16 protein-coding genes and 1 pseudogene are annotated in these 18,006 nt (G+C 61.7%); 8 read left to right on the top strand and 9 right to left on the bottom strand.

Annotated features, from left to right (window positions below):
• Positions 1–400: 400 nt before the first annotated feature.
• Positions 401–793, bottom strand: coding sequence for a hypothetical protein (locus A5753_RS23720; protein WP_082971220.1), 393 nt, complete (start codon positions 791–793; stop codon positions 401–403).
• Between the two features lie 110 nt (positions 794–903).
• Positions 904–1,199, bottom strand: a pseudogene (locus A5753_RS07970) (ANTAR domain-containing protein); the annotation flags it as partial.
• 184 nt (positions 1,200–1,383) lie between these two features.
• Here A5753_RS07970 and A5753_RS07965 point away from each other — a divergent pair.
• The 7 genes from A5753_RS07965 to A5753_RS07930 all read left to right on the top strand — a co-directional run bounded on the left by A5753_RS07965 (position 1,384) and on the right by A5753_RS07930 (position 11,918).
• Positions 1,384–2,940: a succinic semialdehyde dehydrogenase gene (locus A5753_RS07965; protein WP_067125484.1), complete on the top strand. Its 1,557-nt coding sequence runs from the start codon at positions 1,384–1,386 to the stop codon at positions 2,938–2,940.
• 97 nt (positions 2,941–3,037) lie between these two features.
• A complete protein-coding gene (locus A5753_RS07960) occupies positions 3,038–3,616 on the top strand; it encodes a cyclic nucleotide-binding domain-containing protein (RefSeq protein ID WP_067125480.1) in 579 nt (192 codons plus the stop codon).
• A gap of 74 nt (positions 3,617–3,690) precedes the next feature.
• Positions 3,691–4,125, top strand: a complete 435-nt coding sequence (locus tag A5753_RS07955; RefSeq protein ID WP_067125477.1) for a DUF4383 domain-containing protein — start codon at positions 3,691–3,693, stop codon at positions 4,123–4,125.
• A 216-nt stretch (positions 4,126–4,341) separates the two neighbouring features.
• A complete protein-coding gene (locus tag A5753_RS24540; protein WP_197694624.1) occupies positions 4,342–4,479 on the top strand; it encodes a hypothetical protein in 138 nt (45 codons plus the stop codon).
• Positions 4,480–4,512: 33 nt separating this feature from the next.
• On the top strand, positions 4,513–5,220 hold the full coding sequence (locus A5753_RS07945; protein WP_067125471.1) for a DUF2510 domain-containing protein: 708 nt from the start codon (positions 4,513–4,515) through the stop codon (positions 5,218–5,220).
• Between the two features lie 3,251 nt (positions 5,221–8,471).
• Complete coding sequence (locus tag A5753_RS24790) at positions 8,472–8,810, top strand: hypothetical protein (protein ID WP_231990038.1); 339 nt, start codon at positions 8,472–8,474, stop codon at positions 8,808–8,810.
• Between the two features lie 114 nt (positions 8,811–8,924).
• Positions 8,925–11,918, top strand: coding sequence for a DEAD/DEAH box helicase (locus A5753_RS07930; protein ID WP_082971218.1), 2,994 nt, complete (start codon positions 8,925–8,927; stop codon positions 11,916–11,918).
• Positions 11,919–12,006: 88 nt separating this feature from the next.
• Here the strand turns inward: A5753_RS07930 and A5753_RS07925 are convergent, their stop codons facing one another.
• From A5753_RS07925 to A5753_RS07910, 4 genes are all read right to left on the bottom strand, one after another.
• Positions 12,007–13,431 (bottom strand): ADP-ribosylglycohydrolase family protein, encoded by a 1,425-nt coding sequence (locus A5753_RS07925; RefSeq protein WP_067125460.1) that lies wholly within the window; start codon positions 13,429–13,431, stop codon positions 12,007–12,009.
• Between the two features lie 238 nt (positions 13,432–13,669).
• Complete coding sequence (locus A5753_RS07920; RefSeq protein WP_067125493.1) at positions 13,670–14,263, bottom strand: recombinase family protein; 594 nt, start codon at positions 14,261–14,263, stop codon at positions 13,670–13,672.
• A 39-nt stretch (positions 14,264–14,302) separates the two neighbouring features.
• Positions 14,303–14,527, bottom strand: a complete 225-nt coding sequence (locus tag A5753_RS07915; protein ID WP_156656011.1) for a hypothetical protein — start codon at positions 14,525–14,527, stop codon at positions 14,303–14,305.
• Between the two features lie 120 nt (positions 14,528–14,647).
• Complete coding sequence (locus tag A5753_RS07910; RefSeq protein ID WP_156656010.1) at positions 14,648–15,262, bottom strand: hypothetical protein; 615 nt, start codon at positions 15,260–15,262, stop codon at positions 14,648–14,650.
• A 244-nt stretch (positions 15,263–15,506) separates the two neighbouring features.
• On the opposite strand from A5753_RS07910, the gene A5753_RS07905 reads away from it, so the two are divergent.
• Positions 15,507–15,851 (top strand): VOC family protein, encoded by a 345-nt coding sequence (locus tag A5753_RS07905; protein WP_067125450.1) that lies wholly within the window; start codon positions 15,507–15,509, stop codon positions 15,849–15,851.
• Positions 15,852–16,061: 210 nt separating this feature from the next.
• On the opposite strand, the gene A5753_RS07900 is transcribed toward A5753_RS07905, so the two are convergent.
• The 3 genes from A5753_RS07900 to A5753_RS07890 form a co-directional block, all read right to left on the bottom strand.
• Positions 16,062–16,475, bottom strand: a complete 414-nt coding sequence (locus A5753_RS07900) for a Fur family transcriptional regulator (protein WP_082971217.1) — start codon at positions 16,473–16,475, stop codon at positions 16,062–16,064.
• Between the two features lie 25 nt (positions 16,476–16,500).
• The gene (locus A5753_RS07895; RefSeq protein WP_082971216.1) at positions 16,501–17,391 is read right to left on the bottom strand and encodes a metal ABC transporter permease; all 891 of its coding nucleotides are present in this window, start codon (positions 17,389–17,391) and stop codon (positions 16,501–16,503) included.
• Positions 17,388–18,006, bottom strand: a 619-nt coding sequence (locus A5753_RS07890; protein ID WP_156656009.1) for a metal ABC transporter permease, incomplete at its 5' end; no start/stop codon positions are given. The genes A5753_RS07895 and A5753_RS07890, both read right to left, overlap by 4 nt.

The raw sequence follows: 18,006 nt of genomic DNA, 5'->3' as shown, positions 1-18,006 counted from the left end.
GTCACCTCTAACGTACACGCCGAGGCTGCAAGCCGCGCCAGCAAACCGCAATTGTGCACGCGTACAACTGAATTAACGTTCGCGTAATTGGCTTCCGCGCTGGCAGTCTGACACCGGGCACGGCTGCTGTCGTTCGTGGCGGGACCGCCTCCTTCGGCACAGTCACCCGCCGAGCTATTGGCGACTTTTCGCCATAGTCAATTAGCAAGTGCAAACTTGGCTTCACCGCCTCAGCTATGGTCCCACACAGGGCGCGCACCGACGAAAGCTGAGGATCAGGCCGCCGTTGGGGTGTGGTCCACGCTCTGCTCGCCAATCGTTACTGTCGAATCCGCTGTGTCTTAACGTGATTAGGCAGCAGCGCCGCGATGGTCGTAGCTGTGACGGCCTCGGCGGTTGGTCACTGTTTCTGCCAGCTCTGGCAACTATGCGTCAAGAAGGCTCTATCACTCGGCTGGATCGTCACTACCTGAGCACCAGTGCCGATGCCGCTATCGATGATGTCGGTCGGTTTGAGACTCCTCAGCCTCGCCCAATAGCAATCGGATTCACCTTCAGGGCTGGTGCCGCCCGAGCGGTACGTGCCCGGCACGATGTCGGTACCCACTCGAAACGTTCCATCGGTTTCAATGATCGCCTTAGGTGTGAATGGTGGCGGTGGCAACGTCACCGTGACGGTTTGGGTGACGTCTCGCGTGGAGGTCACCGTTGGAGCTGATGTCGGGTTTGACCCACCGCCGCAACCTGCGACGACTAATGCTGCTTGAGCGATCGCAGCTGTCCTGAACTGCATTGAAGGAGGGTAGCAGGGCGTTCTGTTCTTACCCGCCAGATCGACAGCCGACCCGCTCGGTCCACCGCACGCATTCGCGTTGCGCCGCAATCGATTCGGGCACGCCGCCACTAATATCTGAGCCCGACCGGCTTCTTGCGCGTCTTAAGGGCGCCTCGGCACGAACGTGGCGGGTGCTGCGTTTGAGCCAGGTTGCGAGCAATCTCCCCGACCCGGGTGTTGGTCTCCTGCGAGAGTCTGGTCAACAGACCGAACGCTCGATCGGCGTCGATATTGAATCGCTCCATCAGCATGCCCTTGGCCTGGCCGATCATGTCTCGGGTAGCGATCGCGCGCTTCAGTTGCCTGTTCTCCGTGGCAGCGCCTGCTGGTGCCGGAGGTGAAGGCCGGTTTCCACGGCGCTGACCCCCCGGACCATTTCTCGGGCGATCACTTCGGAGCGACCGTGGTTGCGCACTCGTATGCCACGACCCGTTTGCCGAAGCGTCTAACCCGCAGCTGAGCGCACCGATTGCGTCCACCCACGGGCCTGGCTCTGCGGAGCCAATAGTCTGGTCTTTAAACACCCGTGCTCTGCGAGAGGTAAGGACATGCCCGTACCGTCTGCCGAGGTCTTCGATCGCCTCCGCCAATTGGCCGCGATCAAGGACACCACAGCACGCCAGACCAAAACGATCGACGAGGTCTTCAACGGCAACCCGCTGACCACGATCCCGATCGGCACGGCCGAGGATGTCGAAGCCGCATTCGCCGAGGCGCGGGCGGCCCAGGTCGCTTGGGCGAACCGCCCGGTCACCGAGCGCATCGACGTCATCAGCCGCTATCGGGACCTGGTCTTCGAGAACCGCGAGTTCCTGATGGATCTCCTGCAAGCCGAGGCCGGTAAGGCTCGGTGGGCGGCACAGGAGGAAATCGTCGACTTGATAGCGAACGCAAACTATTACGTGCGCGTGTCGGCGGACCTGCTCAAGCCTCGCACGGTGCAGGCGCTGCTCCCCGGCATCGGCAAGACGACGGTCGGTTACCAGCCCAAGGGCGTGGTTGGGGTGATTTCGCCGTGGAACTACCCCATGACGCTGACGGCGTCCGACTCGGTGCCGGCGCTGCTGGCGGGTAACGCGGTGGTGCTCAAGCCGGACAGCCAAACCCCGTATTGCGCGCTCGCGTGTGCCGAGCTGTTGTACGAGGCCGGCCTGCCCCGAGCGCTCTATGCGATCGTCCCCGGGCCGGGCTCGGTGGTGGGCACCGCGATCATCGACAACTGTGACTACCTGATGTTCACCGGCTCGACCGCCACGGGCAGACAGCTCGCCGAACACGCGGGCCGGCGGCTGATCGGGTTCTCGGCCGAACTCGGGGGCAAGAACGCGATGATCGTCACGCGCGGGGCCAACCTCGACAAGGCCGCCAAAGCGGCCACGCGTGCGTGCTTCTCGAACGCCGGCCAGTTGTGCATCTCGATCGAGCGGATCTACGTCGAAAAGGACATCGCCGACGATTTCATCGGCAAGTTCGGCGCCCAGGTGCGGAACATGAAGCTGGGCACCACGTATGACTTCTCGGTCGACATGGGCAGCTTGATCTCCGCCGGCCAGCTGGAGGCCGTGACTGATCACGTTGACGATGCGAAAGCCAAGGGCGCCAAGGTGATTGCGGGCGCAAAGGCACGACCCGACATCGGGCCGTTGTTCTACGAGCCGACGGTCCTGACCGATGTCACGCCCGAGATGCAGTGCGCGGCCAACGAGACATTCGGGCCGGTCGTGTCCATCTATCCGGTCGCCGACGTGGACGAAGCCGTCGAGAAGGCCAACGACACCGAGTACGGGCTCAACGCCAGTGTGTGGGCCGGTTCCTCCGCAGAGGGCCAGCAGATCGCAGCGCGGTTGCGGTCGGGAACGGTGAACGTCAACGAGGGCTACGCATTCGCATGGGGCAGCCTCAGCGCGCCGATGGGCGGGATGGGCCAGTCCGGCGTCGGCCGCCGGCATGGCCCCGAAGGCCTGCTGAAGTACACCGAATCGCAGACGATCGCGACCGCACGTGTGTTCAATCTCGATCCGCCGCTTGGCATTTCGGGGACACTTTGGCAGAAATCGCTCCTGCCCATCGTGCGGGCGGTGATGAGGCTTCCCGGTCGAAACTGACGCAGTCGCTCTCCGCGTTCGCAATACCGCATCGTGTTCTGTCGGCGCGCGTTACGCTCGTCGATGTCAGCGGCACATCGCACCTCAGGAGTCCGCTATGAAGGCAGACGCGAAGCGATCTGAGGAAGACGCTCGTCGGCTACGCCAGTACGAGACATTCGGTAAGTTCTCGGATGCTGAGTTACAGCGTCTCGCCGGAGCAGCTCATCGCACTTCGACGTCGGCCCCGTTGCCGTTGATTCATGAGCAAACTCCGTCGGACTCCTGCTACATCCTGCTCAGCGGGGAGGTAGGGGTGTACGTCGGCTCGGACCGCGTCGCGGCGCTGGGGCCGGGCGAGGTGATCGGCGAATCGGCGCTGCACCGTGGGAGACTGCGCTCTGCCACCGTGACGACGATGGGGCCGACCGAGTTATTGCGCATAGAACGCGACGATCTCGACACTTTGCTCAATCAGATACCGGCACTTCGCGAAATCATCGACGCGTCTGTCGCGCGACACGTGCCGGTAGACCTGCCGCCAAAGCCAAAACCACCGTTCTCCAGGTTGGGCGCCTCAGTTCGCACCGACTTGGTCGAGCGATTTGAGCAGGCCGCCCAGAGCGCCGGTGTGGACGTCGCGACCGCGCTTGAAGATGCGCTTACCCGGTGGATCGAACGGGACGGCACGGCGTAGCGGCTGCCTGCGTTGCAAACGGCTACTACAGAACGTAGTATTCTGGCCATCTTGCCGCGCACAAGGGGTGCATCGTGAGGTGGAGTTTCGCCCAGATCGGGCTGCTGATCATCTGTGTTGTTCACGTCGTTCAGGCGGTGGTCGGCTTCATCATCAATCCCAGCTTCGCGATCGGGCCCAACGCGCCGACCGTGCAGCTGCTCGGAATGGACTACAACGGCTGGCACGCCGTCGCGGGTTTGGCCTTATTCGCCCCGGGCCTGGTGTTCGCGGTGCGGAAGTCGTGGTCCGTGTTGTATCTGCTGCTCGCCGCCATAGCCGGTGCGCTGCCGGGCATTTGGGCCTTCTTCTCTCATCAGGTCGCCTTCGTGTTCAACTTTCCCAACAACGTCACCGATGCGATAGTCCACCTGGTGACGGCGGCGATCATGATCGCGGTGGCAGCAGCCCAGATCCGGTTGGACGGTGGACTACGGAACTCACTCGCCGACCTCCGGAAAGCGCCGTAGTTCAGCGGATCAAGGCGTTCGCTCACCCTGACGCAGTGCGGCGTCCAACGTATTCACATTTTCGCCGCGCTTGCGCTGGCCGGCTGGTAGCCGCGGGCGGCTTTCGCCCGCGTCGAGAGCCTCGTGTTGGCAGGGCGGCCTTTCGTGATCCAGTTTGCTTTGCTGGATCTTCAGATTGTGCCGCTGCGGGTAGTCCTTCCGTCGAAGGAGGTTGCGATGGCGAAGCATTCGGAGAAGGACGACGACGAGGCCAAGGGTGGCCGACCCGGTCCGGCGGACCACGGGCGCGAAGGGGGAATGGCGACTCGCGAGAACGCGCCGGAACTCACCGAGCCGGACCGCGAGGACGGGTAGCCGCGATGACCCTGTCACTACGAAAATGGGTAGATGCCATCTGAACAGGCGCCGCCCCCGCCGCAATCGGCGCCGGGCTGGTACCCCGACCCCGCAGGGGTAGGCCACGGGCTGCAACGGTACTTCGACGGCACTACCTGGACCAGCGAATACGCGTTCACCACCGAAGCGCCGCATACGTTCGCGAAAGAAACGCCGAACAAGGGCACCTCCGGAAAGGCCGCCGTGGCCCTGGCGGCGCTCTGCGCCCTGGTTCTCCTTGTCTTCATCGGCAAAACCTGGGTTTTCGACCCCAAGAAGGACAGCTTGTCCAGCCCGTCGAGCAGTCCGGCCATGGAGGGACCGGCGGTGCCGCCCCAGGACGCGCCGTCGACACCGGCCGGCCCCAAGAGGCCGGATGGCGTCACCTTCACCCTTGCTCCCGGCCCGAACGGCGGCGTGGTTGACGCCCGATTCGCTATTCGTGACAACTACACCGAGCGGATGATCAAAGACGGTGCCCGGTCGGACACGATCGACATTCTCAAATACGCGAAGGCCACCTACCCTGACGCGTCCGCGGTGAACGTGCAGGGCACCTTCCCGATGACCGACCCGTACGGAAACACCTCGACTCAGGTCGCCATCGACCTGACGTATTCGCGAGAAACGCTGGACAAGATCAACTTCGATGGTGTGACCAAAAAAAGCATCTGGGAGATTCGCGATTCCGGGACTGTTCTTCCGGCCTTCGAGCCGTAGACCGGCATGCGGTCCAGCGCAGTGGCTATTACGGCCTCGCGGTGCGGCGCTACTAATCGCACGTATGTTGGCCAACATTAATGGAACGTATGTTGGCTGACGCAACGACAATTACGCAACCTAGCGCACCGCGGGAATGCCGCGCTAGTAGGGCCACCGACACTTCATGCTGAGTTGACATTCGGTGTTAGAGGAAGCCCTTTACCGAAGCAGACCTTATTCGGCCGCTGACTTGGGAGCAGGCTAGGACAACGGCTGCTCGGGCTTGCGGAAAGTTGGGTTAAGGCCTACGCGGTCAACGCCGTTCGTGAGGCCTCCGATGTCATTTCACTGACAATTTACCGTCCCCGGTAACGTGCCGCTGCAAGTTACCATGCACCCCGTCGATCCCAGCAACACTGCAACCAGTGTCGCGGCCGCTGCGCTAGCTCTCAACATCCGTCGCTTAGTGCTATTCGCGTTCATCGGACGCGCCTTTCATCTGGGGGGGTTGGCAGGTATCGCCAACGCTCGGATTTTATCGCGATCGCCTGGCGGACGGAATACATCAGCGGGCTTTTAAAAAGGATTTACGATAGCTCCAATTCGGGGCCCAACGGGCGGTGCCTTTGCTGGAGAAAGCCGCCTCGAACCGCCTAGGATTGCCGAAATTCATTTCCAGGGCAATGCGACCTTCGCCAGGTTCGTCTGTCGGTGCCCATGGAAGTGCAGCTCGGCGCCCCCGGTGCTCACCCGATCCGTCCGTGCTGAAATGTCAGCGTTTTCGCTAAGTGCCGCAACGCATATTGAGAATCCGATCTCCGCAGGCGTTGTCGGCGCGGGTCGGCGCGCAGCGAGCCGCAGATAACGGTCGAGGTGGCATCGGCATGCCCAATTACCTCCGAGTTGTGTCGGGCTGACAGGATTTGAACCTGCGACCACTTGACCCCCAGACTTCGTCTTGGCGTGTCGTGATGTGCACAGAAGTGCATCGGTGCAGTTCAAGCACCTTTGTGCATCCCGGTGCATTTGCCTGCACGGGACCCAGTTGGGGTCAAAATTGGGGTCAGGCTGCGGTCGAAATCGTGTTTGCTGGCGCTTTCTGCGCATGCCGGGAACACCAAGCGAGCAATCAGCTCCGTCGCTTCCTAGATTTCGCGACGGATTTACAGTCCGCCTTTCTTGACGTTTGGTGAATCGAGCTGTGTTGATTGCGTTGGGGAAGTGCTGGTCAGAGAGTTGGTTGTGTTAACTAACGAAAGCCGTTGTCAGCTCTGTTGCGGACGATCTGCGGACGGTCAGAAAATCAAGGCCGGCTCTCTATCGGCCCTTTCCTGATTTGCGCAAGGAGACGGGAATGCATTGGCAGCGGAAGTGCCTAATATTCGTGTCGCGAACGTCTTCCCGCCGCTCAAATCCAGTACTGAAGGAAGGTTCCGACGGCTGAGACTACTAGGCCTCCGATGGCCCAGCGCAGATCTAGCGTCTGAGTGCGGTCAAGGTTCTTTTGGAGGTCAGCGATAGCGTGTCGCGCCTCTGCGATTGAATTTGCTGCCTCGGATTTCGCCAGCGCACGCGCCACCTCAACCCCGTCCCTCAGTTCGTCGACATCCCAAAGTATCGGCGGGATGTCCTCATCGATTAGCCGATCAACTACCTGCTCTAAGACGTTAAGCCGTTGCTCCACCGAGCCATCTCGGAGACGGACACGCGGAGCGAGGCCCCTCATTCCCATTGCGGTACTCATCGGTTGCAGTGTTACGTGGGAGGTGCCGGTGACAACGGGGGCTCCGCGAACCCTGTAGTAGACCTGGCGCAGCGCATCTACTATCCGCGGCCAGCTGCGCTCCCGAAACCGCGTCGCCCTGAGCCAGGCCCACGTCAGACCGCCAACGGTCACAAGAGCGCCGACGAATTGCAACGTGATACTCAACCACTGCAAACAAGGCATGCGCCGGAGGCTAGCGCACACCAGCGACAACCGATTGACGTTGGTCCGCTGGCTGCGCCGGGCCTGCCCGCCGCGGTGTTGGCTGCGACGTTGATCTGGCGGTGCTGAGGTTTTGAGGCGGTACCGAACGATGCACGACCAGCGAATTTGCCGGGTTAGCCTTTGCTATCACTGCCTCGGCTTCGGCAACGACTGCTTCTGCCGAAGCCCCAACTGACCGCACCAGGGTCATTCGACTGGACGACGACAAAGGCACTGAAAGCTGACAGTCTCCTGCCGGGGCTCTTATTTTCATGAAGAAGGCAGCGTGGCTCTGCATACTCGCGACATGACGGTCGGAGACTACGCGGGAGTGGCGCTCCAAGACACGGGAGACGCATGGCGACACGGTGCCGTATTTCTTCTCCGTAAGCCGCCGCCTTTCACCGAGTCAGTTTCAGTCAATGGGTGGACCACCACCGTTGTGGGTGGTGTTGAAGTCGTAATTACACGCGGTCCGTCGAAGGCAAAGAATTTCGACTCTACGTTCGAGACCGCCTTGGCGACGGCTAACAGAGGGTTGGACTTACTGTGTGTCCAGGGGCTGGCCGACTGTGCTATTCGCGAAGCTTTTGGAGACTGTCTTGTTTGGTGGCCCGACCGCAAAGCGGGTGGCGTAGTTATGCGAGCAACGAGTTTGTCACCTTCACAATCGATAACGATGCGCGCCGAGGCGACTGTGATTGATGCACAGGGAGAAGTCGTTCCCTCGCCGCAACCGCCGACACCGATGATTCACGATACGTACAGGTTCATCAGGATGTCCCGGACATCGGATGACCTTTATGACTCATACCGAAATCTCTTTCTCGCGTTCGAGTGCTTGCTAAGCGACATTCATCCCCCGCAAGCGGGAGCGCCTCCCCCGCCTCATGTAGCGCACCGCCGCAGGTGCTTTGGCCTTCGATCTCCGAACCTTTCTGATCCAGCGAAGCCGGAACCCGAACGCGTTTGGTTTAAGGCTGCTTTGAGCGAAGCGGGGAAGCTGGTGCCACTCGCGAGCCTTACGCCACCTGGAATACAGAATCACGAGAAGTGGATCTACAAGCACATGTATCAGCGCGAGCGGTGCGCCTTAATGCACGCAAAGCAGGGGCGGGACGATGACTACCTATTGCCGCAGGATAGCGTCAACCGGGACCAACTGATTGCGTCGTTGGGGCGACTATCGTCTTACATGCGTGACCTCATTGAAGCCCATCGCGGGTTGCGCTATAGGGGTGGCTACTTTACCGATGCCGCGAGGAGAGTGGGTGCACGAGCCGTTCTCGATAGTCATGTAGTGGTTGTCTCCGACGATGCGGCCCCAGTCAATCCACAAGGCGTAAACCAAATCAGCAAAGCCTCATCCATAGTCGAACTGCAATCCGGCACACCCGCCGAAGACGCCATTGACCCAGGGCGTTGGACGGTACTGGCCCATTGCGATGCCGCCGACCTGCACACATTGACTGCGATCCGGAAGTTCGGTCTGAAGCCGACCAGCAGCGACGCACCCGCCTTCGTGGTGTCCGAGCTTTTCGGGCCTCTGATACTCGGTAGCTCTGTGGTGGAACTTCAAGTGCTCTACGGACTACACATTGTCAACCGTTCAGAACCCCCAAGTGGCTTCAGCTCGTGAGCGGCCAATTGGCGAGGACCATGCCCCTGCCCGACTCGGACACACGTCGCAATGCACCTCGCTCGCGAGGAATCTCAACAAGCTCCTGGCAACCTTCTAAGGCCAACAGAAATAATGACTACATTTGCTGAGCTTTTTGAGCAGTTGGACCATGACGACAACATCAAGGGCAAGCAGTTCGAGCACATCTGCAAGTGGTTCCTGACCAACGACCCAGTCTACAAACGCGAACTCCGCCGCGTCTGGCTGTGGGACGAATGGACAGGCCGATGGGGCGGTGACGCCGGCATCGACCTGGTGGCCGAGGACCACACCGGAAACATGTGGGCGATCCAGGCAAAGGCGTATGACCCCGCGTACCGCGTCACCAAGCGCGACGTGAACAAGTTCCTCGCCGAGTCCGGGCGCGAGGTGTTCACCTACCGCATGCTAATCGCCACAAGCAACCTTATCGACCGCATCGGCGAGCGCACCGTGCAGGACCAGGAGAAGCGGGTCACATTCTTCCGGCTAAACGATCTTCAAGCTGCCGATGTCGACTGGCCCGGTTCCCCTATGGAACTCCGTCCCACTCGACCGCGTAGGCCCGCCCGCCCCCAAAAGCATCAGCGGTCGGCGATCACGAAGGTGCTCAAGGGATTCGAGTCCGCGGATCGCGGGCAACTCATCATGGCGTGCGGAACGGGAAAGACCCTCACCGCACTGTTCATCCATGAGCAGTTGGAGACGACCCGCACCCTCGTCCTGGTGCCGTCACTATCGCTGCTCAAGCAAACTTTGAATGCGTGGCGCGCCAACTGCATCACCGAGTTCGCGTCGCTGCCTGTCTGCTCCGACGACACGGTTGCCAACGCGGACGACGACGTGGCGCTGTTGCACACCAGCGACCTCGGAGTTCCCGTGACGACAGATCCCGCGGACATCGCGGCATTTCTCAGTAAACGGCGCGGTCCCCGCGTGGTATTCGCCACGTACCAGTCGTCACCGCAAATCGCGAAGGCGTTCGCCCTGGGACGGATTCCTGAATTTGACCTGGTCATCGCCGATGAGGCACATCGCTGCGCGGGACCGGTTTCGTCGGACTTCGCCACCGTTCTCGATCCGGCGGAGATCAAGGCGAAGCGGCGGTTGTTCATGACGGCGACCCCACGCTACTTCACCGGGCGCGTATTGAAAGCTGCCGAGGAATCAGATTTCGAATACGCCTCGATGGATGACCCCAAGAAGTTCGGCATCGTGTTCTATCGTCTTGGCTTCGGAGAAGCCATCGAACGTGATCTATTGACGGACTACCAAGTTGCGATCATCGGCGTCGATGACGCGACATACAGAAAGTGGGCGGAAAACGGCGCACTGGTCACCCGCGACGGCGTGGAGGTCACCGATGCCGCCACCCTCGCGGGCCAGATCGGGCTGGCGAAAGCCATGCGGAAGTACGACCTGCATCGCGTGATCTCGTTTCACTCGCGGGTGAAGCGCGCGCGGGACTTCGCCGCCTGCCTACCGGACGTGCTGGCATGGATGCCGGCCCGGCACCGCCCTAGAGGACGACTATGGGCTGCGCACACCTCGGGCGAAATGCCAGCCGGAGATCGCTACGTGCTGCTCCAGCGTCTTAGACGACTCGAAGACGCCGACCGGGGACTCCTGGCCAACGCGCGCTGCTTAGCGGAAGGCGTCGATGTTCCCACCCTCGATGGGGTTGCGTTTATCGATCCACGCCGGTCTGAAGTCGACATCGTCCAGGCTGTAGGCCGGGCGATCAGGCTCTCCGCAGATAAGACAGTCGGCACCATCGTCATTCCAGTGTTTATCGGCAACAGCAACGACCCTGAGGTCGTTCTCGATAGTTCGGCGTTCAAGCCAGTGTGGGATGTGATCAAGGCGCTGCGGTCACACGACGACCAACTCGGCGAGGAATTAGATGAACTCCGACGGCAATTGGGTCGGCGCGGCCAACGGCCACGCCTCCCCGGCAAGATCCATCTCGACCTACCCACGCGGGTTGGCGTCGATTTCGCTCGCGCCTTCGACGTGCGCCTCGTGGAGCAGACCACGGCGACCTGGGAGTTCTGGTTCGGTTTGTTAGAACAGTTCATCGAGCGACACGGCCACTCTCGCGTCCCGCAGTCGTGCACCATCGACGGCTACCGGCTCGGTACGTGGATCAACAACCAGCGCCGACTCGAGGCCGCAGACAAACTCTCCGCTGATCGCAGAAAGCGACTCGAAGAATTGCGCGGTTGGACATGGTCGGCGCGCGACGACTGGTGGGAGGATGGTTTCGATGAACTCGTTGCCTATGTCAACCGACACGGCAATTCTCGAGTCCCACAGTCCTATCGCACCGCCAACGGGTTCCAACTGGGCACATGGGTCCAGACGCAGCGCAACCAATTTGCAGAAAGTTCATTCGACCTCGGTCGGCGACGCCGGCTTGAGGAGCTACCGGGCTGGGCTTGGAATACACGCGACGCCCGGTGGGAAGAGGGCTTTCACCAACTGAAACGCTACGGCGCTCGCCCTCCGAAGACCTATGTCACTCCGGAGGGCTACCCGCTGGGTAAATGGGCTGCGCGGCAACGCCAATGGCGTGCAGAGGGCACCCTCAGCGCTGATCGGGTACGCCGCCTCCAAAAGCTGCCCGGCTGGACGTGGGACGCCATCCACGATGCCAGGTGGGAGGCGGGTTACGACCACCTTCGGGTCTACGTCCAGGAATATGGTGACGCCCTTATCTCGCAGTCTTACAAAGCCCCCGACGGGTACCGGCTCGGCGCGTGGGTCGGTCAACAACGCCTCAAATACCGCAAGAACACCCTAGAGACCGACCGTGTACATCGGCTCGAAAAAGTATCCGGGTGGCAATGGACAGTCGTCGATAAGTGGCCGGAAGGTTTTGCTCGGCTGGAGGCCTACGTCGAGCGCAATGGTGACGCCCTTGTGCCCAAATCCTATGTCGACGAAAGGGGGTACAGCCTCGGTAGCTGGGTCGGCACACAGCGCGCCTATTACCGGAAAGGGATACTCGCTGCCAATCGTGAAGAGCTACTCGAAGGGCTTCCTGGCTGGGTGTGGCAGGCCAAGAGCGGGCCACGTCGTTCCTGACATCAGTCCGGCCTGAACCGGCTCGGCTGATGCGGGTCCTCTGCTCCATCTCTCAGGCGCTGCGCAGACGGTCATTGCTGGCGGGAACTCACGGTGCTAATCGGATTATCGCTTTCCGAAAGTCACTGTTCGGCCATGCGTCCGGCAACACCGCGGTGATCTCCTGCAGCGCCAGCCTGCCACTGACGCCGAGTTTGCGCGCTCCGTAAAGTGCTGCCACGGCCGGTGTGCGGCTCCGGCAACCCACGCAGTGCACGAGCACCGTGCGCCCCTCGTTGCGCAGCTGTTCGATGAGCCGCACAGTGTCGGTGAGCACGAAGTCGAGGTTGGAGTTGGCGTCCTCGCCTTCGATGTCGATGAGCCGGATGTCGATCTGGTCCACGCCCGACGGTAGGTCATTGTCCTTCACTCGACATAGGGACACCACCGCATTCACACCCGGCGGCAGGCCCTGTAGCGCTGCAACATCGCCCAACCAGACTCCATCATCATGCGGATGCTGGACTGGAGTCATCGACAAGAGGTCATAGCTAAAGGGCTCGTCCTCTTTTACCATTCGGGTGGCCAACGCGATGAGATCGCGACTCCGCATTCCTGGCCAGCCATGCAGGAGGCGACGCCACTGCGCCGGGACAGCCGATGCACCATAGGCAGCGCCGAGCAACCCGCCCGCGATGGCGGCCACCGTGTCAGTGTCATTCCCACACCGGACGGCAGCGTCTAGCGCCAAGCGGAGGTAATCGGCCCGGAAGATTCCGGCTGCAGGATCGTCGGTCGGGACCGGCGTGGTGACTATTGCCGACCACGCAGCCTGCAGCGCCGTAACAACCCAGCCATTGTTGGGAAAGCTGGCTGGTCGGGCATTCTCTGCTGCTTCGAGACGTGCTGCCCACATTTCTTGTCGTTCAACCGGTAGATGGCATAGGCCAATACGTGCATCGATAATGCCGGTGAGGATGGCGTGGCGGATCGCCAGACACCACAGCACGCAGGCGTCGCCCGCCTCGGGGTCGAAGTGCGTCAGCTCGCTCACCGTTCGCGCTGCGTCGACGAGGCCAGTCTCGTCGTCAAGATAGGCCAAAGCGACTGGCGCGGTTCGCATCAGAGATCCGTTGCCCGCTGTGCGTTCTGTGCGGTGGTGCAGCGTTGCCGAGCCCTCGCGCGCAGCCTGAGCGCTCAGACCACCTGAGGCCGCAGCCCTTAAGACCTGGCTGGTCTGGATGCCTACGTCTTTGGCTGTCTGCATCCACTCGTGCCAACGCTGAACGATGGCATCGAGCGCCGTTTCCTCGCGCAGATCCGCCCCAGCGGAAGCGATTTCGGCGATGGCGATGGCCATCGCCGTGTCGTCAGTCCACTCACCGGGCTCCCACGGCCCACCACCATTCATGGCGACTTCCAGCTCGGGTCCTCGCGGCGGGCCGAACTCGTAGGGCGCGCCAAGTGCATCTCCGGCAGCTGTGCCCAGCAGGGTGCCGCAGGCCCGGTCAAGTTGCGCGACGGATAATTTCATAGGCAGAGTCTCCTTTCACCCACCGATATGTGGGCTTGGTGTAGTAGGGCTACGAGGAGTTCGTAAATGCGCGCCCAATCCCCTTTCGCTAGGGATTGTCTCGGCACTCCCCCGTCCGGGGAAAGCAGCACCCCCGATGGGGGAAAGCAGTACCCCGCTCGGGGAATGCAACTTCACGTTTATCCCCCGTTCGGGGAATGCGTCACCCCCGCCGGGGGAACCGTTCCCGCGCTGGGTACTACGCAGCTGCCTCGGCCAGATACCGATAGAGCGTGGCGCGGCTGACCCCGAGGTACTTGGCGATGTCGCGCGCGGTGTGACCGTCGTCTTTCATTCGTCTGGCCGTAGAGATGTGACTCGGGTTGGCGACTTTCTTCCGCCGCCCAAACTTGGTGCCATTCGCCAACGACATCGCCCGCTTAAGCGCCGTGCGTTCCTTAACCAGCTCGCGTTCGTATTCTGCGAGGGATCCCAAGACCCCAATCATCATGCGGCCAGCCGCAGTCGATGAGTCGATCCCGTCAGAAGTCGATACCAGAGTCACTCCCCGGTCGGTCAAAGCCTTAACCGTTTCCAGGACATGAAGCGTGTTGCGGCCCAGCCGATCCAGCTTCCACACGACGACGGTGTCGCCCTCGCGGACGTAATCGAGGAGTGCAGCAAGGCCTGGACGGTCGTCCCGAGCGCCAGACATAGTGTCGGAGAACGTCTTCGCTACACCAGCAGCAGTGAGGGCCGCGTTCTGCTGCTCTAGTGTTTGAGCGATTGTGCTAACCCGCACGTAGCCGACGCAAAGCCCACCTCGGGGCGGCGCGACGGTAAGCGGATCGATTTTTAGCACGTCTAATAATACCACTTATCGTCGGCACTCTCAATCACTCTGTTCGTGCGATCCCCGGGCGAGGCTGAGGATGAACTGACAAGTCTCCAAAAGCTTTTCCCGCCAGTCCGTCGGCCACTCCTTCAACGATGGAAGGGTCAAGATGGCTTCGAACAGAAGCTCACGTTTCTCAGTATCTTGGGTGTTCTCCGCAGTGAGGGCCAGTAGTGCCTGGATTGCTGCGTCACCAGGGTCCACAACATCATCGGATTCCACGCCGAACACCCTAGGCGTGGGTACCGACAGCAAGGCTGCTCTAGCAGACCGACAGGTCGGAGCGAGCCTTGCGCAAGCAGGTTACAGACAGAACCACGGAGGGTGCCGAATAGACGCTCCTTATGCTTTGGGCGGATCAACCGGCCAGGAGGGGTAGCAGACGCAGGGCCGTTCGCTATGGCGGCAAGCCATGGCCCGGTTCATGACGGTCTGATCGACGCGGTGGATGTTCTGGGCGTCGGCGAAAAGGTCTTGTCGTTCGACAAGTTCCTGAGCGAAGTGTGCATAGACCCGAGATCGGTGCCATACGCCTGTTTTCTTCACAATGTTGGCCCCGTATACAGCTTCGACTGTCCAACGATCAATCACGGGGAAGGCCGTAGGAACCAGAAACGAGAGAAAAGCCGAAGCCATGGGGTAGCCGAATCCTTCGAGGCCAAGAAGGCCCGTGCGGTCGGCCTTCGATCCGATTGCGGTAGCTGCCGCGCTGCGCCAGACGCCCCAATCTACTTCCTCTTTAAGCACGTTCCTGTCGCGCCAAGATGCAATTGCGCTCATAGCAGCGGCGGTCCGGGTAGCGATGGCGTCCTCTGTGTTGAGAGTGAGCGACGGGAGTCCGCGCGCGGATTTCCATGCTGCCACCCGGAACATCTGGAGCGCTGACAATCGCCCGGTTTCCCAGATCGATTCCCGGATGTCGTCACCCGGCTCCTCCTGATAACTCTTACCTGCCAACCTCGGCACACCCCCTGACCAAGAACTGCTGGGACGACCGCCTGATTTGCAGTCAAAGCGACTCGCCTGCCGATGAGTGACGTTACGCGATCCCAATAGCTGACGAGGACGGTTTGGTTCAGCATCGCGCACATAGGTTTTCAACTCGGCCAGCGCAGACGGTGAGTCACGCCTTCGCGAAATCGGGAAGTCGAAACAAGTTGCTTAGCCACGAATTGTCGGACGGTCCTGCCACACTCGCGCCATGCTGACACACTCGCTGCTGGAACTCACCCTGCTTGTCAACGATGTGGAGGAATCCGCAGCGTTCTCCCGCGCTATCGGCATAGCACTGTTCAACGATGATCCCCAAGGCCGACCACAATCGGCCGACGGTCACATCGGTAAGACCAGTACCGTTCTCCAGCTCTTTCCTGCGGGCAACAGACCAACCACTAGGGTGCAGTTGGGATTCCGGGTCACCGATGTCGCAACCGTCGCAGCGGAACTCACCCGTCTTGGCATCGAATACGAGATCCCCGGTGTGAGGAGGCTCCGCACTAGGGACCCGAACGGCAACCGGGTACATCTGACGGACGTAATCGGTTAATTCGCGGGGAGGCGGTTGGTGCAGTCAACACGTCGCTTCGCCCGGTCGCCGTCCATTTTAAGACGGTGTCCTGAGACACCTTAAATGAGACGGAATTTCGAGACACTGCGACCAGGAAGAACTCGGAACCGGCCACCCCTCCCTTGAGCGTCTCGTATGTGCTCTGTTTCGAGACATCCAAATGCCAATAGAGACGCCGGTGGGCCGCGTTCAGATTTCGGTGCATCGTGGGCAGGTTCCGTAGAAGTCGATCTGGTGGACGACGTCGGTGTAGCGGTTTTGCTCGGCGAGTTGGCTTGTGACATTTTCAAATTCGCCGGCGGTGAATCCGATCGCCCGCCCGCACCTTCGGCACAGTAGGTAGTGGCGGTGCCCTGGTGTGGTGCGCAGCCGGTAAAGCGTCTCACCGTCTTCGGCGCGCTGGGTTTCGGTGATTTGCTTGTCGGCGAACGTGCGCAGGATCCGGTAAACGGTCACCAGCCCGATCCGGACGCCGTGGCGTTGATGGAGATCGAGGTGGAGTTCTTGGGCACCACGGAAGCGGTCGCTGTGCTGCAGCAGGTGGAGCACCGCTCGTTGTTGGGCGGTCAATCGGGTCTGGCGTGGCACCGGCGGCCTGGGCATCGTTGCGCTCCTAAGACTTCCTGCGTTATGGCGCCGCCGATGCAAGCCGTGGCTGGCGGCCTCGGGCGCCTATCACGGCAGCGATCAGGTAGATCGTCGCGGCGGTGCTCATGATGGTGAAGGTGGCCGGCGCTTGCGGGATGGCATAGGCGATGCTGACGCCAATCCAGATCACGGCGGTGGCCAACACCGCGGACAGCCAGAATCCGTGCCAGGGACGAGTTGTCAGCCGCGCGGCGGCGGCGGCCGGCGCAGCGAGCAGGCCGAGCACGACGAGCGCACCAATGATTTGGGTGGCCTCGGCGACGGTAGCACCGACAACCACCAGGAAAAGCGCACTCAGCAGCCGGGTCGGCACGCCAGAAGCTTGGGCGACGGCCGGATCGATAGTGGCAAACAGCAGCGGTCTTGCGATCACGATCAGCACGACGCCCAACCCGGCGGCGACGGCCACCGCCAGGGTCCTCGCCTGGTCGCCGATTCCAAAGATGCTGCCGAACAAGACATTAACGTTGGCTGTGCCGTTAATGCCGCTGCCGTGGGTGGTGTAGTAGGTCAAGAACAGCGCGCCCAACCCGAGTATCCAGGAGAAAAACGAGCCAATCGCGACGTCGTCGGCGCCGCGACGGTTGATTACACCGAGGGCGACTCCGGCCACGATGGTGGCGGCGAACAATCCGACGCGGGGGTCCAGGCCGGCCACCAGCGCCGCCATGGCGCCGGTGTAGGCGATGTGTCCTTGCGCGTCGCCAGCGAATACCTGGCCGCGCAGCACCAGGAAGTAGCCGGCCAGCCCGCACACCACCGCCACCGCGGTCCCGGCCACCAGCGCGTGGGTGATAAACGGCTGGCTCAGCATGTTCGCGAAACCGGTCAGCGGGCCTGACCCACTGGCGCGCCCGTCGACGATCGTCATGCCGCCACCGCGGGGCGACCCGTGAAGTGCCGTCGATCGGTCCGCCGAAGGGTCCGCTCGACGCTCGCTCGGTAGCCGGCGGCCAGCAGATAGATGCCGAAAGCGAAACTGCTCACCCAGAACCCGATCGGATACGGCGAATAGAACGCGCAGCCGATGCCGACCCAGGTCACGCAGACCGCAATGAAGACCGAGATGGCGATGCCCATCGCGGGTCGGGCGGTGAAGTGGAACGCGGCCGCGGGCGGGGCCACTAACAGCGCGAACACCAACAGGCTGCCGGTGATCTGGCTGGCACCGGCCGCGGTGACGCCGAGCACCAACAGGAACAGCGCGGCGACGAGTCGAGTCGGGACGCCGTTGGCGGAGGCCGCATCAGGGTCGATCGAGGCCCACACCAGTGGCCGCCCAATCGCGGCCATCATGATCAAGCACACCAGTGCGGCGATGAGCAGCACATGAAGCTGCTGGGAACTGACCCCGGCGATGGCGCCGAACAGCAGGCTCGTCAACCCCGATAAGAATCCGTGATACAGGCTGACGAATAGGAACCCGGTTGCTAGTGCGAGGGCTTGAATCGTGCCGATCCCGGCGGATTTGTCACTGAACCCGCCC

This window comes from Mycobacterium sp. 852002-51971_SCH5477799-a (assembly GCF_001667145.1).
GTDB lineage: Bacteria > Actinomycetota > Actinomycetes > Mycobacteriales > Mycobacteriaceae > Mycobacterium.
Note: the sequence above shows the minus strand (reverse complement) of the source record. Positions and strands in the feature narration are given on the sequence as shown.

Excerpts from the sequence above, each read along its gene's own strand:
- A5753_RS07905 (WP_067125450.1), top strand. The coding sequence starts at position 15,507 with ATGCTGACACACTCGCTGCTGGAACTCACCCTGCTTGTCAACGATGTG.
- A5753_RS07900 (WP_082971217.1), bottom strand. The coding sequence starts at position 16,475 with ATGCCCAGGCCGCCGGTGCCACGCCAGACCCGATTGACCGCCCAACAA.
- A5753_RS07960 (WP_067125480.1), top strand. The coding sequence starts at position 3,038 with ATGAAGGCAGACGCGAAGCGATCTGAGGAAGACGCTCGTCGGCTACGC.
- A5753_RS07965 (WP_067125484.1), top strand. The coding sequence starts at position 1,384 with ATGCCCGTACCGTCTGCCGAGGTCTTCGATCGCCTCCGCCAATTGGCC.
- A5753_RS07945 (WP_067125471.1), top strand. The coding sequence starts at position 4,513 with ATGCCATCTGAACAGGCGCCGCCCCCGCCGCAATCGGCGCCGGGCTGG.
- A5753_RS07925 (WP_067125460.1), bottom strand. The coding sequence starts at position 13,431 with ATGAAATTATCCGTCGCGCAACTTGACCGGGCCTGCGGCACCCTGCTG.
- A5753_RS24540 (WP_197694624.1), top strand. The coding sequence starts at position 4,342 with ATGGCGAAGCATTCGGAGAAGGACGACGACGAGGCCAAGGGTGGCCGA.
- A5753_RS07895 (WP_082971216.1), bottom strand. The coding sequence starts at position 17,391 with ATGACGATCGTCGACGGGCGCGCCAGTGGGTCAGGCCCGCTGACCGGT.
- A5753_RS23720 (WP_082971220.1), bottom strand. The coding sequence starts at position 793 with ATGCAGTTCAGGACAGCTGCGATCGCTCAAGCAGCATTAGTCGTCGCA.
- A5753_RS07930 (WP_082971218.1), top strand. The coding sequence starts at position 8,925 with ATGACTACATTTGCTGAGCTTTTTGAGCAGTTGGACCATGACGACAAC.